This is a genomic window from Variovorax monticola, from assembly GCF_051216855.1.
In the GTDB taxonomy this organism is placed as follows: Bacteria; Pseudomonadota; Gammaproteobacteria; order Burkholderiales; family Burkholderiaceae_C; genus Variovorax.
The window spans coordinates 228390-242940 of sequence record NZ_JBPJZP010000002.1 but is presented as its reverse complement, the minus strand read 5'-3'; the positions used below and the strand labels follow the sequence as shown (position 1 = coordinate 242940).

At 65.2% G+C, this 14551-nt stretch carries 14 protein-coding genes; 9 read left to right on the top strand and 5 right to left on the bottom strand.

What is annotated here, in order from left to right; translation table 11 throughout:
• The first annotated feature begins 96 nt into the window (after positions 1 to 96).
• Together ACSFA5_RS06430 and ACSFA5_RS06425 are read left to right on the top strand one after the other, a co-directional pair.
• Positions 97 to 1239 (top strand): DUF2827 domain-containing protein, encoded by a 1143-nt coding sequence (locus tag ACSFA5_RS06430; RefSeq protein WP_435443201.1) that lies wholly within the window; start codon positions 97 to 99, stop codon positions 1237 to 1239.
• A gap of 13 nt (positions 1240 to 1252) precedes the next feature.
• On the top strand, positions 1253 to 2113 hold the full coding sequence (locus ACSFA5_RS06425; protein ID WP_435443200.1) for a hypothetical protein: 861 nt from the start codon (positions 1253 to 1255) through the stop codon (positions 2111 to 2113).
• Positions 2114 to 2188: 75 nt separating this feature from the next.
• Here the strand turns inward: ACSFA5_RS06425 and ACSFA5_RS06420 are convergent, their stop codons facing one another.
• The 5 genes from ACSFA5_RS06420 to ACSFA5_RS06400 form a co-directional block, all read right to left on the bottom strand.
• A complete protein-coding gene (locus ACSFA5_RS06420; protein ID WP_435443199.1) occupies positions 2189 to 4774 on the bottom strand; it encodes a bifunctional aconitate hydratase 2/2-methylisocitrate dehydratase in 2586 nt (861 codons plus the stop codon).
• 90 nt (positions 4775 to 4864) lie between these two features.
• Positions 4865 to 5416 (bottom strand): hypothetical protein, encoded by a 552-nt coding sequence (locus ACSFA5_RS06415; RefSeq protein ID WP_435443198.1) that lies wholly within the window; start codon positions 5414 to 5416, stop codon positions 4865 to 4867.
• Between the two features lie 34 nt (positions 5417 to 5450).
• The gene (locus ACSFA5_RS06410) at positions 5451 to 6449 is read right to left on the bottom strand and encodes an HpcH/HpaI aldolase/citrate lyase family protein (protein ID WP_435443197.1); all 999 of its coding nucleotides are present in this window, start codon (positions 6447 to 6449) and stop codon (positions 5451 to 5453) included.
• A complete protein-coding gene (tam, locus tag ACSFA5_RS06405) occupies positions 6446 to 7234 on the bottom strand; it encodes a trans-aconitate 2-methyltransferase (RefSeq protein ID WP_435443196.1) in 789 nt (262 codons plus the stop codon). The genes ACSFA5_RS06410 and tam overlap by 4 nt, the downstream gene beginning before the upstream one ends.
• 14 nt (positions 7235 to 7248) lie before the next feature.
• A complete protein-coding gene (locus tag ACSFA5_RS06400; RefSeq protein WP_435443195.1) occupies positions 7249 to 8235 on the bottom strand; it encodes a malate dehydrogenase in 987 nt (328 codons plus the stop codon).
• A gap of 185 nt (positions 8236 to 8420) precedes the next feature.
• Between ACSFA5_RS06400 and ACSFA5_RS06395 the strand changes: the two genes are divergently transcribed.
• The 7 genes from ACSFA5_RS06395 (at position 8421) to gltA (ending at position 14492) form a co-directional block, all read left to right on the top strand.
• The gene (locus ACSFA5_RS06395) at positions 8421 to 9179 is read left to right on the top strand and encodes a GntR family transcriptional regulator (protein ID WP_435443194.1); all 759 of its coding nucleotides are present in this window, start codon (positions 8421 to 8423) and stop codon (positions 9177 to 9179) included.
• 237 nt (positions 9180 to 9416) lie between these two features.
• On the top strand, positions 9417 to 9863 hold the full coding sequence (gene sdhC, locus ACSFA5_RS06390; protein ID WP_435443193.1) for a succinate dehydrogenase, cytochrome b556 subunit: 447 nt from the start codon (positions 9417 to 9419) through the stop codon (positions 9861 to 9863).
• A gap of 12 nt (positions 9864 to 9875) precedes the next feature.
• The gene (gene sdhD / locus ACSFA5_RS06385; protein WP_093124152.1) at positions 9876 to 10241 is read left to right on the top strand and encodes a succinate dehydrogenase, hydrophobic membrane anchor protein; all 366 of its coding nucleotides are present in this window, start codon (positions 9876 to 9878) and stop codon (positions 10239 to 10241) included.
• Between the two features lie 14 nt (positions 10242 to 10255).
• A complete protein-coding gene (gene sdhA, locus ACSFA5_RS06380) occupies positions 10256 to 12064 on the top strand; it encodes a succinate dehydrogenase flavoprotein subunit (RefSeq protein WP_435443192.1) in 1809 nt (602 codons plus the stop codon).
• A 47-nt stretch (positions 12065 to 12111) separates the two neighbouring features.
• Positions 12112 to 12813, top strand: coding sequence for a succinate dehydrogenase iron-sulfur subunit (locus ACSFA5_RS06375; protein ID WP_187108365.1), 702 nt, complete (start codon positions 12112 to 12114; stop codon positions 12811 to 12813).
• 29 nt (positions 12814 to 12842) lie between these two features.
• Positions 12843 to 13157 (top strand): FAD assembly factor SdhE, encoded by a 315-nt coding sequence (locus ACSFA5_RS06370; RefSeq protein ID WP_435443191.1) that lies wholly within the window; start codon positions 12843 to 12845, stop codon positions 13155 to 13157.
• A 24-nt stretch (positions 13158 to 13181) separates the two neighbouring features.
• Positions 13182 to 14492: a citrate synthase gene (gene gltA / locus ACSFA5_RS06365; RefSeq protein ID WP_435443190.1), complete on the top strand. Its 1311-nt coding sequence runs from the start codon at positions 13182 to 13184 to the stop codon at positions 14490 to 14492.
• The last annotated feature ends 59 nt before the right edge of the window (positions 14493 to 14551 follow it).

Sequence of the window (14551 nt, the reverse complement as noted above, 5' to 3'; positions counted from 1 at the left end):
ATTCAAGAATTCGCCGGCCGGAGAAATTTGAATTGCCACCGTTTCAATTCAATCCGCCCCATCGCCGCCATCAATTAACAATTGCAAAGCAATGAGATGAATTCTGCAGCCAGGCTTCGCGTCGGCATCACCATCGGCCTCCACCACGAGGCCGAATCCCTGTGGAACAACGGCATCAAGCAAAACGCCGTGTTCCTCGCGGAGGCGCTGAAGCATTGCCCCGCCGTCGAGTCCGTGGTGCTGGTCAACACCACCGCCACCCCCGTCACCCCCGCCCTGCCGTGGGACCAGGCACGCTGGCCCACCCTGGACTTCGAAGCGGCCAAGGACAGCGTGGACGTGCTGATCGAACTCGGCGGCCAAATCGATGCGGCGCAAACCGACCACCTCAAGCGCTGCGGTGCGCGGCTGGTGTCGTACTGCTGCGGTTCCGAATACGTGCAAGCCATGGAGTCGGTGCTGTTCGACAGGCCGCTCTGGGGCTCCAGCCTCTTCGTGAACCCGCGCTACGACGACATCTGGATGGTTCCGCAGGTGGCGCACATCAACCAGCCGTACTTCGAGGTGCTGCGCCGCGCCGAAGCGCGCGCCGTGCCTTTTGTGTGGAGCCCGGTGTTCCTGGACGAACGCACCCGCGCCATGCCCGACGCAGGCGTCTACCAGCCGCGCAGCGGCCCGCGCAGGCTCAGCGTCATGGAGCCCAACATCGACGTGGTGAAGTTCTGCCTCTACCCGGTGCTCATCGCCGAGCTGGCGTATCGCGCGCGGCCCGAGGCCATCGAGCTGCTGCAGGTCACCAACGCCGAGCGCATGGCCACGGGCAACATGGAGTTCATCTCGCTGATGAACCAGCTCGATCTGGTGCGCCAGCACAAGGCCGTGTTCCTGGGCCGGCACGAGACACCCGTGTTCCTGGCGCAGAACACCGACATCGTGGTCTCGCACCAGTGGGAGAACCCGCTCAATTACTTTTATCTGGAGACCTGCTGGCAGGGCTACGCACTGGTGCACAACGCGCACCTGTGCGCCGACCTCGGCTACTTCTACGAGGGCAACGACGTGGCCGGCGGCTGCGCGCGCCTGCTCGAGGCCATCGACACGCACGATGCGCAGGCGCAGGCGCCGGCCTACCGGGACCGCCAGCGCGGCCTGATCGCACGCTACCTGCCCGGCAACCCCGCAACCACCGCGGTCTACAACGCCCTGCTGCTGGCGCTCCTGCAGCGCCCCGCTCGATAACCGGACCTTTTTCATGCTCGAACCCGCCGCCCTCCCCCGGTTCTTTCCCGTGATCGTCACGCCGAGCCACGACGGCAAGTTCTTCCAGAACTACGTCGCGTCGATGATGAACTTCGCCATCGAGGCCGAGCGTGCCGGCATGCGCCTGCAGGTGCTGTTTCACCAGGGCGAAAGCCTGGTGACCCGGGCGCGCAACAACTGCGTGGCGCAGTTCCTGGCCAACCCGCACTGGACCCATCTGTTCTGGATCGACGCCGACATCGGGTTCTCCGCGCAGGCGGCGTTCCGGCTGCTGCTGGCCGACTACGACATCGCCGCCGGCGTGTACCCGCTGAAGCGGGACAACTGGCCCTCCGAGGGCGTGCCTGCGGGCACCACGCGCCAGCAGTTCGACGCCACGTTCACGCGCTACACGGTCAATGCAAAGGCGTCGCCGGCCAGCGGGAAGGTCGAACTCGACGTGCAACCCGACGGCTTCATGAAGATGACCGAGGCACCGACGGGCTTCATGGCCATCAAGCGCGGGGTGTTCGAACGGCTGATGGCGAGCTACCCCGACTTGCGCTACGTGCCCGACGGCATCGGCGACGCCGACCTGGGCCTGCACTACCGCTTCTTCGACGTCATGGTCGATCCGCAGACGCGTCGCTATCTCTCGGAAGACTATGGGTTCTGCCGCCTGTGGTCGGGGCTGGGCGAGTCGGTCTACATCGACGCCAACTCGAACCTGACGCACCAGGGCGCCAAGCTCTACGGGGGCGACTTCGCCAGCTCCCTGTTGACCTCGCTGCCGCATGCGGTGGGCGGCCCGGTCGGGGCCGCCATGGTGCTCAAGGGCCAGGAATATCTGAAGGCCAACATGCCGCCGGCCTGAGTGGCCGGCACAGGCCAGCGCCCAAGAAAAAGCCCCGCAGAGCGGGGCTTTTTCATGGGCAGGGCGCCGGGCGGATCAGCAGGCCGCTGCGGTTTCGCTCACCTTGTAGTCGTCGATCTTGTCGAAGTTCAGGTACTGATAGATCTGCGCGCTGGAGGCATCGAGCACGCCCGTGGCGGCCATGTACTCTTCCCTGGTCGGGATGCGCCCCAGGCGCGAGCAGATGGCGGCCAGTTCGGCCGAGCCGAGGTACACGTTGGTGTTCTTGCCCAGGCGGTTGGGGAAGTTGCGCGTGCTGGTCGACATGACCGTGGCGCCTTCGCGCACCTGCGCCTGGTTGCCCATGCACAGCGAGCAGCCCGGCATTTCGGTGCGGGCACCGGCATTGCCGAACACGCCGTAGTGGCCTTCTTCGGTGAGTTGCTGCGCGTCCATCTTGGTGGGCGGTGCGATCCACAGCTTGACCGGGATGTCGCGCTTGCCTTCGAGCAGCTTCGATGCGGCGCGGAAGTGGCCGATGTTGGTCATGCACGAACCGATGAACACTTCGTCGATCACGGCACCGGCCACGTCGCTGAGCGTCTTCACGTCGTCGGGGTCGTTCGGGCAGGCCACGATGGGTTCGTGGATCTCGGCCAGGTCGATGTCGATGACGGCGGCGTAGTCGGCGTCGGGGTCGCCCTGGAGCAGTTGCTGGTCGGCCAGCCAGGCTTCCTGGGCTGCGATGCGGCGGGCCAGCGTGCGGGCGTCGGCGTAGCCTTCGGCAATCATCCACTTCATCAGCGTGATGTTGCTGTTGATGTACTCGGCGATCGGCTCCTTGTTCAGGTGCACCGTGCAGCCGGCGGCCGAGCGCTCGGCCGAAGCGTCGCTCAGCTCGAAGGCTTGTTCCACCTTCAGGTCGGGCAGGCCTTCGATTTCGAGGATGCGGCCCGAGAAGATGTTCTTCTTGCCTTGCTTGGCCACGGTCAGCAGACCCGCCTTGATGGCGTACAGCGGAATGGCGTTGACCAGGTCGCGCAGCGTCACGCCGGGCTGCATTTTGCCCTTGAAGCGCACGAGCACCGATTCAGGCATGTCCAGCGGCATCACGCCGGTGGCGGCCGCGAAGGCGACCAGGCCGGAACCTGCCGGGAAGCTGATACCGATGGGGAAACGGGTGTGGCTGTCGCCGCCGGTGCCGACAGTGTCGGGCGTCAGCAGGCGGTTGAGCCACGAATGGATCACGCCGTCGCCCGGACGCAGCGACACGCCGCCGCGGTTGGCCATGAACTCGGGGAGTTCGTGGTGCATCTTGACGTCGACCTTCTTGGGGTACGCCGCCGTGTGGCAGAACGACTGCATCACGAGGTCGGCCGAGAAGCCCAGGCAAGCCAGGTCCTTCAGCTCGTCGCGCGTCATCGGGCCCGTGGTGTCCTGCGAGCCGACCGAGGTCATCTTGGGTTCGCAGTACGTGCCCGGACGCACGCCGGTGCCTTCGGGCAGGCCGCAGGCGCGGCCGACCATCTTCTGCGCGAGCGAGAAGCCCTTCTTGGTGTCGACCGGGCTGGTCGGCAGGCGGAACAGCGTCGACACGGGCAGGCCCAGCGCTTCGCGCGCCTTGGTGGTGAGGCCGCGGCCGATGATCAGCGGAATGCGGCCGCCGGCGCGCACTTCGTCGAACAGCACGTCGCTCTTGACGGTGAACTCGGCGATGACCTTGCCATCCTTCAGCGCCTTGCCTTCGTAGGGGCGCAGTTCGACCACGTCGCCCATGTTCATTTGCGCCACGTCGAGCTCGATGGGCAGTGCGCCCGAGTCCTCCATGGTGTTGTAGAAGATGGGAGCGATCTTGCCGCCGAGGCAGACGCCGCCGAAACGCTTGTTGGGAACGAAGGGAATGTCTTCGCCGGTGAACCACAGCACCGAGTTGGTGGCGCTCTTGCGCGACGAACCCGTGCCGACCACGTCGCCGGCGTAGGCCACGAGATGGCCGCGCGCGCGCAGGTCTTCGATGAACTTCACCGGGCCGCGCTTGCCGTCTTCTTCGGGAACGATGCCGGGGCGCGCGTTCTTGTGCATCGCCAGCGCGTGCATCGGGATGTCGGGACGCGTGGTGGCGTCAGGTGCGGGCGACAGGTCGTCGGTGTTGATTTCGCCAGCCACCTTGAAGATGCTGACGGTGATGCTCTGCGGCACTTCGGGGCGGCTGGTGAACCACTCGGCATCGGCCCAGCTTTGCAGCACGCCCTTGGCGTGGACGTTGCCCTTGTCGGCCTTTTCCTTGACGTCGTGGAACTGGTCGAACATCAACAGGGTTTTCTTCAGGCCTTCGGCCGCCACAGCGCCGACTTCAGCGTCGTCGAGCAGGTCGATCATGGGGCTGATGTTGTAGCCGCCGAGCATGGTGCCGAGCAGTTCGGTGGCGCGGGCGCGCGACAGGAACTCGCTCTTCTCGGTGCCGTGGGCCACGGCCGCGAGATAGCTCGCCTTGACCTTGGCGGCGTCGTCGACGCCGGCGGGCACGCGGTAGGTGAGCAGATCGAGCAGGAAGGCACCGTCTTTGGCGTTCGCGCTCTTCAGGAGCTCGATGGCTTCAGAGGTCTGCTTCGCGCTCAAGGGCAGCGGCGGGATACCGAGCGCGGCGCGTTCGGCAACATGGTCAACGTAGGCTTGCAACATCTTTTTTTCTCCGGAAACTGGTCTGACGGGCGAGCGAGGCGGCCCCAGCGGTCAAGCAAGAGCCGCGCCGCGCCCCGTTGGTCGGTACGCTTACTTCGCGCCGTCCGCACCTTCGAAAAGGGCCTTCGGCGGGTTCTTCTTCATTTCGGCGGCGAACGCGACTTGCGCGTCGGTCTGGCATTCGTCGGCAATGCGCAGGCCGGCCTTCTGGTTCATCAGCATCGACTTGTTGCCGAGCTGCAGCCACATGGCGCCGGCACGCGGGTCTTCGAGGCGGATGGCCCCGGTGCGGCTTTCGACCGGGTGCATGCGGAACTTCTGGCCCTTGGTGCTGATGTTGAAGAAGCCGGGCTTCTTCTCGTCGGGCGTCACGGTCACGTCGGCGCCGAGTTCGCACTGGGCCTTGCCGATGGACACGCGCTGGGCAACGGCCAGGTCGGCGTCGGTGAGCACGATGTTGGTGTCGTCGCCGATGGGGGTGACTTCCTCGACAGCCTTGGCCGCCTTGCGGGTGACCTGGCGCTTGGGAGGCGCCTTCTTGGCGTCCGCCTTGGCTGCGGGCTTGGCGGGGGTGGCGTTCTGCGCCATGGCGGCGAACGGCAATGCCAGTGCAACAGCGGCGATCAGGGCAATTTTCTTCATGTAGGGGTTTCCTTGAGGCTGGGTTCGGATGGTTTCAGGAGGCCGCGAATGCAAACCAGGCTTTCGCCTCGGAGGGCAATGCGCGCCCTGTTGCGTGGGCGCGCGTCAGAACTTGCCAGAAATGGCGATAACTCGCGCGGTCGTGCAATGTGCCATCAATTTGTGTCGGTGCCCAATCGGCGGCTGCCGCCTTTACAAGGATTTTTGTGGCAATTTGAATCTGCGACTCGTCGGGCGCGAAGGCCTCGAGGATCGGGCGAATCTGGTTCGGATGGATGCTCCACATGCGCGTGTAGCCGAATTCGGTCGCCGCCCTGCGGGCCGCGGTGCGCATGGCATCGGTGTCGTTGAATTCGGTGACCACGCAGTGCGAAGGCACCTTGCCCCAGGCATGCGCGGCCGATGCGATGGCCAGCTTGGCGCGCACCACCAGCGGGTGGCTGAACTGCCCTGCCGCGCCCATGCCGTCGGCCGGAATGGCGCCGGCGTGCGCCGACACGAAATCCATCAGGCCGAAGCTCAGGGACTGCACGCGCGGATGAGCGGCGATGTCGAAGGCGTTGTGCACGGCCAGCGGCGATTCGATGAGCACGTGCAGCGGCAGCGCGGCGGCATCGGCCGCGTCGAGCGCCGCGACGGCCTGCAACACGTCGGCCACCGACTCGACCTTCGGCACCATCAGGTGGCTCAGGCGCTCGGCGGCACGGCCCGCGATGGTGATCACGTCGCCGACGAACGCCGGGTGGTCGACAGGATGCACGCGCACGCCGACACGCATGCCGGGCGCGGCGGCCAGCGCGAGCTCGGTGACGAGCGCGGCGTGCTCAGACTCGCCGCCCACGGGGGCGCCGTCTTCGCAGTCGAGGGTGACGTCGAACACGCAGGCACCGAACTCCTGGGCCATTTCGGCCTGGAGCGCGAGGCTCTTCCTCATGCGCGCTTCGACGCCGCTGTAGTGGTCGCACACGGGCAGCGTCACGGCGCCGGCCTGCGCGCCCAGCAGCACCTCACCGGGGTGTACGGCTTTCGTCATGCTGCGTTCTTCTGCGCCACGATGAACATGCGCGGAAAGGCCAGCAACCGCTTGCCGTCGGCGCGTGCCGGACAGGCCTGGTTCACGCGGCGTTCGTATTCGGCCAGATAGCTCGCCTGCAGTTCGGGCGACAGGCGGTCGACGAAAGGCTTGAGCCCCGTGCCGCGCACCCATTCGACGATGGACGCGGCATCCGCCATGCGGTGCTGATAGATCGTGTGCCAGACGTCGACATTGGCAGCCTGGGGCGCCAGCAGGTCGTAATAGCCGCCCAGCGGCAGCAGCTCGGTGCGCAGCTTGTCGGCATTGCCGATGGGCTCGGCCCAGGGCGCTTCGGCCGCCACCGCGCGCATCAGCCGGTGCGTGGGCTCCTGGCGGTTGTCGGGCATCTGGATGGCGAGCACGCCACCCGGGGCCAGCGCGTCGAACAGGCGCGGGATCAGCGTTTCGTGATCGGGCACCCATTGCAGGGACGCGTTGGCGTAAATGAGATCGGGCGCTTCTTCTTTCGAACGCGGCGCCCAGGTCGCGATGTCGCTCAACTCGAAGCGCGCCTGCGGCAGCCGCTCGCGCGCACTGACCCGCATGGCTTCGGAGTTGTCGGTCCCGACGACTTGCGCCGCCGGGAACCGCTTGACCAGCAGCTCGGTGGAATTGCCCGGTCCGCAGCCGAGGTCGACCACGCGGGCCGCCCCGGTGAGCGGCACCCGCGCCAGGAGTTCCTGTGCGGGCCGGGTGCGCTCGTCCTCGTAGCGACGGTAGAGCGCGGGATTCCAGTCGAGCATGCGGGCGGGTTCGCTCAGATCAGGTGAGCGACGCCGGCTTGCTCGCCTTGCAGCTCTTCGAGGGTCTTGTTGATGCGTTCCTGGCTGAATGCGTCGATCTCGAGGCCTTCGACCAGCTTGTACTCACCGTTTTCGCAGGTGACGGGGAAGCCGAACATGGTGTCCTTCGGAATGCCGTACTGGCCGTCCGACGGGATGCCCATGGTGACCCACTTGCCGTTGGTGCCCAGGGCCCAGTCGCGCATGTGGTCGATGGCGGCGTTGGCAGCCGAGGCAGCCGACGACAGGCCGCGCGCTTCGATGATGGCCGCGCCGCGCTTGCCGACGGTCGGCAGGAACGTGTTGGCGTTCCATTCCTGGTCGTTGATCAGCTTGGCGACGCTTTCGCCGTTGATGGTGGCGAAGCGGTAATCGGCGTACATCGTGGGCGAGTGGTTGCCCCACACGGTGAGCTTTTCGATGTCGGCCACGGCCTTGCCGGTCTTGGCGGCGATCTGGCTGGCGGCACGGTTGTGGTCCAGGCGCAGCATGGCGGTGAAGTTCTTGCGCGGCAGGTCGGGCGCGCTCTTCATGGCGATGTAGGCGTTGGTGTTGGCCGGGTTGCCGACCACCAGCACCTTGACGTTGCGGCTGGCGACGGCATTCAGGGCCTTGCCTTGCGCCGTGAAGATGGCGCCGTTGACGGCCAGCAGTTCGGCACGTTCCATGCCGGGGCCGCGGGGGCGCGAGCCGACCAGCAGGGCGTAGTCGGCGTCCTTGAAGGCGGTCATCGGGTCGCCGTGGGCTTCCATGCCGGCCAGCAGCGGGAAGGCGCAGTCGTCGAGCTCCATCATCACGCCCTTGAGCGCCTTCTGGGCCTTCTCGTCGGGGATTTCGAGCAGCTGGAGGATGACCGGCTGGTCTTTGCCGAGCATTTCACCGGATGCGATACGGAACAACAGGGCGTAACCGATTTGACCGGCGGCACCGGTGACGGCAACGCGAACGGGCTTTTTGCTCATGGGAAGACTCCAGAAGGTAGTGAAAACGGTGTTGGCGCTCTCGTGGGGCGCCAGGGGTCCTGCGGGACGAAATACCTTCCCGCAGCGCGAGACCCGCAATATTTTAAGCCGATTCAATGAGGGCCGTCTTATGTCTTATATAAGATATCCTCCGGGGGCCTGCCAAGGCGCACCCCACCGCTGCCATGAACACGCCCACCACCCTCGACGAGCCCACGACGCCGTCCTTCAGTCCGCTCTACCAGCAGATCAAGACATTGATCCTGCAGAGCCTGCAGGCGGGCGAGTGGAAGCCGGGCGAGCCGATCCAGAGCGAAATGGACCTGGCGGCGCGCTACCGCGTGAGCCAGGGCACGGTGCGCAAGGCCATCGACGAGCTCGCGGCCGAAAACCTGGTGGTGCGCCGCCAGGGCAAGGGCACCTTCGTCGCCACGCATGCCGAACAGCACGTGCAGTACCGCTTTCTGAAGCTCGTGCCCGACGCGGGCAACCCGAGCACCGAAGGCCCCGCGGTGCGCACCATCGTCGACTGCAAGCGCCTGCGCGCCTCGGCCGACGTGGCGCGCGCCCTGGGCCTGCGAACCGGCGATGCAGTGCTGCAGGTGCGCCGCGTGCTCGCGTACGGCGGCGTGCCGACCATCCTCGAAGACCTGTGGCTGCCCGGCACGCCCTTCAAGGGCCTCACTGCCGAGCGGCTGCGCGCCTGGCCCGGCCCGATGTACGCGCTCTTCGAGACCGAATTCGGCGTGCGCATGGTGCGCGCGGAAGAAAGAATTCGCGCCGTTCTGCCCGATGCCGAGCAGTCGCAACTGCTAGCCGTGCCCGCCCAGATGCCCCTGCTGAGTGTGGAACGTGTCGCACACACCTACCATGACATGCCGATGGAGCTGCGCCGCGGGCTCTATCGCACCGATACGCACCACTACAGGAACCAACTGGGCTGAGCCGATGCCGTCGACCAAGAACGCCGAAACCTGGCATGCCAACTTGCGCACACAAGCTGTGCGGCGTGCTACGAAGTCAATAGCATCCGACTGCAACGGTGCGCCGCCGCGTGCGCATCCGCTGCCCGATGGTGCATTGCAATAGAATTTTGCGTTGTTTGCATTTCCGCATAAGAAACAAAAGCGTTCGCTCTCAGAACAAGCCACAAGTCTCCAAGCCACGAAAGCACTTTCCCCATGACAGAGCTTGCAACTCCCCCCAGGCCGCCGCGCCGCGAATTCCGCAACATCAACGCCTTCACCGATCTCAGGACCTACCGGCTCCCACCGGCGGGCATCGTGTCGATCCTGCACCGCGTGAGCGGCGTGATCATGTTCCTGCTGCTGCCGTTCATCATCTGGATGTTCGACACCTCGCTGTCATCCGACTACTCGTTCGCTAGGTTCAAGGGTGCCTTCAACGCAGGCATCGGGTTCGCTCCGGGGTGGTTCTTCAAACTGGTGGCGCTGGCGCTCATCTGGGCCTACCTGCACCACTTCATTGCCGGGCTGCGCCACCTCTGGATGGACGTGAGCCACGCTGCGGTCACCAAGGAATTCGGTCACAGCTCTGCCCTGGTCACGCTGTCCCTGAGCATCCTGCTCACCGTGGTGCTCGGCGCCAAGTTGTTCGGCTTTTACTGAAAAGGAGCCCCCATGTCTGTGAATTACGGCTCCAAGCGCATCGTCGTCGGCGCGCACTACGGTTTGCGCGACTGGCTCAGCCAGCGCATCACGGGCGGCCTGATGGCGCTCTTCACGATCATCCTGCTCGCGCAACTGATCTTCTCGCGCGGCCCCATCGGCTACGACTTGTGGGCCGGCATCTTCGCCGCGCAGTGGATGAAGGTGCTGACGTTCTCCGTCATCGTCGCCCTGCTCTATCACGTGTGGGTCGGCATGCGCGACGTGTGGATGGACTACGTCCAGCCTGTCGGCATCCGTCTCGTGCTGCAAATCTTCACGATCGTCTGGCTGGTCGGTTGTGCGGGTTGGGCCATTCAAGTGCTCTGGAAGATCTGACCTCACATCCCACCATGACCTACACAAAAGAACAAATCACCAAGCGCAAGTTCGACGTCGTGATCGTCGGTGCCGGCGGGTCCGGCATGCGCGCCTCGCTGCAATTGGCACGCGCCGGCCTCAACGTGGCCGTGCTGTCCAAGGTGTTCCCCACCCGTTCGCACACCGTCGCCGCGCAAGGCGGCGTGGGCGCATCGCTGGGCAACATGAGCGAAGACAACTGGCATTACCACTTCTACGACACGATCAAGGGCTCCGACTGGCTCGGCGACCAGGACGCGATCGAGTTCATGTGCCGTGAAGCCCCCAAGGTCGTGTACGAGCTCGAACACTTCGGCATGCCGTTCGACCGCAACCCCGACGGCACCATCTACCAGCGTCCGTTCGGCGGCCACACGGCCAACTACGGCGAGAAGCCCGTGCAGCGCGCCTGCGCCGCGGCCGACCGCACCGGCCACGCGATGCTGCACACGCTCTACCAGAAGAACGTCGAAGCCCGCACCCAGTTCTTCGTCGAATGGATGGCGCTGGACCTCATCCGCGACGACGAAGGCGACGTGGTCGGCGTGACCGCGCTCGAAATGGAAACCGGCGACCTGCACATCCTGCAGGCCAAGACCGTGCTGCTGGCCACCGGCGGCGCGGGCCGCATCTTCGGCGCGTCCACCAATGCCTTCATCAACACCGGCGACGGCCTGGGCATGGCGGCGCGCTCGGGCATTCCGCTGCAGGACATGGAGTTCTGGCAGTTCCACCCGACCGGCGTGGCCGGCGCGGGCGTGCTGCTGACCGAAGGCTGCCGCGGCGAAGGCGCCATCCTGCTCAACAGCAACGGCGAACGCTTCATGGAGCGCTACGCCCCCACCCTGAAGGACCTGGCGCCGCGCGACTTCGTGTCGCGCTCGATGGACCAGGAAATCAAGGAAGGTCGCGGCTGCGGTCCCAACAAGGACTACATCCACATGAAGCTGGACCACCTTGGCGCCGACACGATCCACAAGCGGCTGCCCTCGGTCTACGAGATCGGCATCAACTTCGCCAACGTCGACGTCACCAAGGAGCCGATCCCGGTGGTGCCGACCATTCACTACCAGATGGGCGGCATTCCGACCAACATCAACGGCCAGGTCGTCATCCAGAAGGGTGAGGAAAACAGCGCCGTGGTGAACGGCCTCTATGCCGTGGGCGAATGCTCCTGCGTGAGCGTGCACGGTGCCAACCGCCTGGGCACCAACTCGCTGCTCGACCTGCTGGTGTTCGGCCGCGCGGCAGGCAACCACATCGTTCAGTTCAACGACAAGCTCAAGGAACACAAGACGCTGCCGGCCAACGCCGCCGACCGCACGCTGCAACGCCTGAACGAGCTCGAGGACAGCACCGCCGGCGAGTACGCGCAGGACGTGGCCGGCGAGATCCGTGCGGTCATGCAGCAGCACGCCGCCGTGTTCCGCAAGCAGGCCTCGATGGACGAAGGCGTGGCCAAGATCGCCGCCGTGCGCGAGCGCGTCAAGGCGATCGGCCTGAAGGACAAGTCCAAGGTGTTCAACACCGCGCGCATCGAAGCACTGGAAGTCGACAACCTGATCGAAGTGGCGCAGGCCACCATGGTCTCGGCCGCCGCCCGCAAGGAGTGCCGCGGCGCCCACACGGTGGAAGACTACGAGCGCCCGTCGGACGATCCGGTCGCACCGCTGGGCCGCGACGACGCCAACTGGATGAAGCACACGCTCTGGTACAGCCAGGACAACCGCCTCTCGTACAAGCCGGTCAAGCTGCAGCCGCTCACCGTGGCCTCGGTTCCGCCGAAGGTCCGCACGTTCTAAGCCACGGCTAACCGTCAGCCAAGTAAAAGCATCACAAGGTCACCACGATGAAGCGCACATTCCAGATCTACCGCTACGACCCGGACAAGGACGCCAAGCCCTACATGCAGACCATCGAGGTCGAACTCGACGGTCACGAACGCATGCTGCTCGACGCACTCATGAAGCTCAAGGCGCAGGACCCGACGCTGTCGTTCCGCCGCTCGTGCCGCGAAGGCGTCTGCGGCTCCGACGCGATGAACATCAACGGCAAGAACGGTCTGGCCTGCCTGACCAACATGAACACGCTCAAGGGCACGGTCGTGCTCAAGCCGCTGCCGGGCCTGCCCGTCATTCGCGACCTGATCGTGGACATGACGCAGTTCTTCAAGCAGTACAACTCGATCAAGCCGTACCTGCAGAACGACAACGTGCCGCCCGAGAAGGAGCGCCTGCAGTCGCCCGAAGAGCGCGAAGAGCTCGACGGCCTGTACGAGTGCATCCTGTGCGCGAGCTGCTCCACGAGCTGCCCGAGCTTCTGGTGGAACCCCGACAAGTTCGTGGGCCCGGCCGGCCTGCTGCAGGCCTACCGCTTCATCGCCGACAGCCGCGACGAAGCCACCGCCGAGCGCCTGGACAACCTGGAAGACCCGTACCGCCTGTTCCGCTGCCACACGATCATGAACTGCGTGGACGTGTGCCCGAAGAACCTGAACCCCACCAAGGCCATCGGCAAGATCAAGGAATTGATGGTGCGCCGCGCCATCTGAGCCCTGATTCATTGCCTAGAGACGCCACCATGCAAACCGCCGCCGACTCCGACCAGCCGCTCAGCGAACGTGCGCTGAGCAAGCTGAAATGGCGCTGCCGGCGCGGACTGCTCGAGAACGACCTGTTCATCGCCCGCTTCTTCGAGCGGCACGAATCCCACATGACCAACGGTCAGGCGGGAGCGATGGAGACACTGATGGACCTGTCGGACAACGACCTCCTCGACCTTCTTCTGCGAAGAAAGGAGCCCGAGCCCGAATGGGCCGGGGCCGAGGTGGTCGCATTGCTGCTGCTGATGCGCACCGACGGCGCGCAGCGCCCCGTCATCTCTCCTTCGTCCTGAATCCACCTCTGAAAGTAAACCGAAATGAAAGCATCCGATACCAAGGCCACGCTGTCGTTCAGCAACGGCGGCGACAGCGTCGACCTGCCAATCTACAAGGGCACCGTGGGCCCCGACGTGATCGACATCCGCAAGCTGTACGCACAGACCGGCATGTTCACGTACGACCCGGGCTTCATGTCGACCGCCGCCTGCCAGTCGGCCATCACGTACATCGACGGCGACAAGGGCGAGCTGCTGTACCGCGGCTACCCCATCGAGCAGCTCGCGACCAACTGCGACTTCCTCGAAACCTGTCACCTGCTGCTGTACGGCGAGCTGCCCGACCAAGCCAAGAAGGAAGACTTCACCAAGGTGGTGACGAACCACACCATGGTGAACGAGCAGATGCAGTTCTTCCTGCGCGGCTTCCGCCGTGATGCCCACCCGATGGCCATCATGACCGGCCTCGTGGGCGCCCTGTCGGCCTTCTATCACGACAGCACGGACATCAACAATCCCGAGCACCGCGAGATCGCCGCGATCCGCCTGATCGCGAAGATGCCCACGCTCGTGGCCATGGCCTACAAGTACACGATCGGCCAGCCGTACATGTACCCGAAGAACGACCTGAGCTATGCAGGCAACTTCCTGCACATGATGTTCGCCACGCCGTGCGAAGAGTACAAGGTGAACCCGGTGCTCGAGCGCGCGCTCGACCGCATCTTCATCCTGCACGCGGACCACGAGCAGAACGCCTCGACCTCCACGGTGCGCCTGTGCGGCTCGTCGGGCACCAACCCGTTCGCGGCCATCGCGGCCGGCGTGGCCTGCCTGTGGGGCCCCGCCCACGGCGGCGCCAACGAAGCGGCGCTGAACATGCTGTACGACATCCAGAAGGAAGGCGGCGTCGAGAAGATCGGCGAGTTCATCAAGAAGGTCAAGGACAAGAACTCGAACGTCAAGCTCATGGGCTTCGGCCACCGCGTGTACAAGAACTACGACCCGCGCGCCAAGCTGATGCAGGAAACCTGCAACGAAGTGCTGACCGAGCTGGGCCTGGAACAAGACCCGCTGTTCAAGCTCGCCAAGGAACTCGAAAAGATCGCCCTGGAAGACGAGTACTTCGTGTCGCGCAAGCTGTACCCGAACGTCGACTTCTACTCGGGCATCGTGCAGCGCGCCATCGGCATCCCGGTGCCGCTGTTCACCGCGATCTTCGCGCTGGCCCGCACGGTCGGCTGGATCGCCCAGCTGAACGAAATGATCGGCGACCCCGAGTACAAGATCGGCCGCCCGCGCCAGCTGTTCGAAGGCTCGCCCAAGCGTGACGTGAAGCCGATCTCGGCCCGCTGAGCGGCTTGCGCCCACGCCCGAAGCTGTCTTCGGGCCCATGCCAGTCAGTCGCGCACTGA

Coding starts and splice junctions, on each gene's coding strand:
- ACSFA5_RS06430 (WP_435443201.1), top strand. CDS start 97: ATGAATTCTGCAGCCAGGCTTCGCGTCGGCATCACCATCGGCCTCCAC.
- ACSFA5_RS06425 (WP_435443200.1), top strand. CDS start 1,253: ATGCTCGAACCCGCCGCCCTCCCCCGGTTCTTTCCCGTGATCGTCACG.
- ACSFA5_RS06420 (WP_435443199.1), bottom strand. CDS start 4,774: ATGTTGCAAGCCTACGTTGACCATGTTGCCGAACGCGCCGCGCTCGGT.
- ACSFA5_RS06415 (WP_435443198.1), bottom strand. CDS start 5,416: ATGAAGAAAATTGCCCTGATCGCCGCTGTTGCACTGGCATTGCCGTTC.
- ACSFA5_RS06410 (WP_435443197.1), bottom strand. CDS start 6,449: ATGACGAAAGCCGTACACCCCGGTGAGGTGCTGCTGGGCGCGCAGGCC.
- tam (WP_435443196.1), bottom strand. CDS start 7,234: ATGCTCGACTGGAATCCCGCGCTCTACCGTCGCTACGAGGACGAGCGC.
- ACSFA5_RS06400 (WP_435443195.1), bottom strand. CDS start 8,235: ATGAGCAAAAAGCCCGTTCGCGTTGCCGTCACCGGTGCCGCCGGTCAA.
- ACSFA5_RS06395 (WP_435443194.1), top strand. CDS start 8,421: ATGAACACGCCCACCACCCTCGACGAGCCCACGACGCCGTCCTTCAGT.
- sdhC (WP_435443193.1), top strand. CDS start 9,417: ATGACAGAGCTTGCAACTCCCCCCAGGCCGCCGCGCCGCGAATTCCGC.
- sdhD (WP_093124152.1), top strand. CDS start 9,876: ATGTCTGTGAATTACGGCTCCAAGCGCATCGTCGTCGGCGCGCACTAC.
- sdhA (WP_435443192.1), top strand. CDS start 10,256: ATGACCTACACAAAAGAACAAATCACCAAGCGCAAGTTCGACGTCGTG.
- ACSFA5_RS06375 (WP_187108365.1), top strand. CDS start 12,112: ATGAAGCGCACATTCCAGATCTACCGCTACGACCCGGACAAGGACGCC.
- ACSFA5_RS06370 (WP_435443191.1), top strand. CDS start 12,843: ATGCAAACCGCCGCCGACTCCGACCAGCCGCTCAGCGAACGTGCGCTG.
- gltA (WP_435443190.1), top strand. CDS start 13,182: ATGAAAGCATCCGATACCAAGGCCACGCTGTCGTTCAGCAACGGCGGC.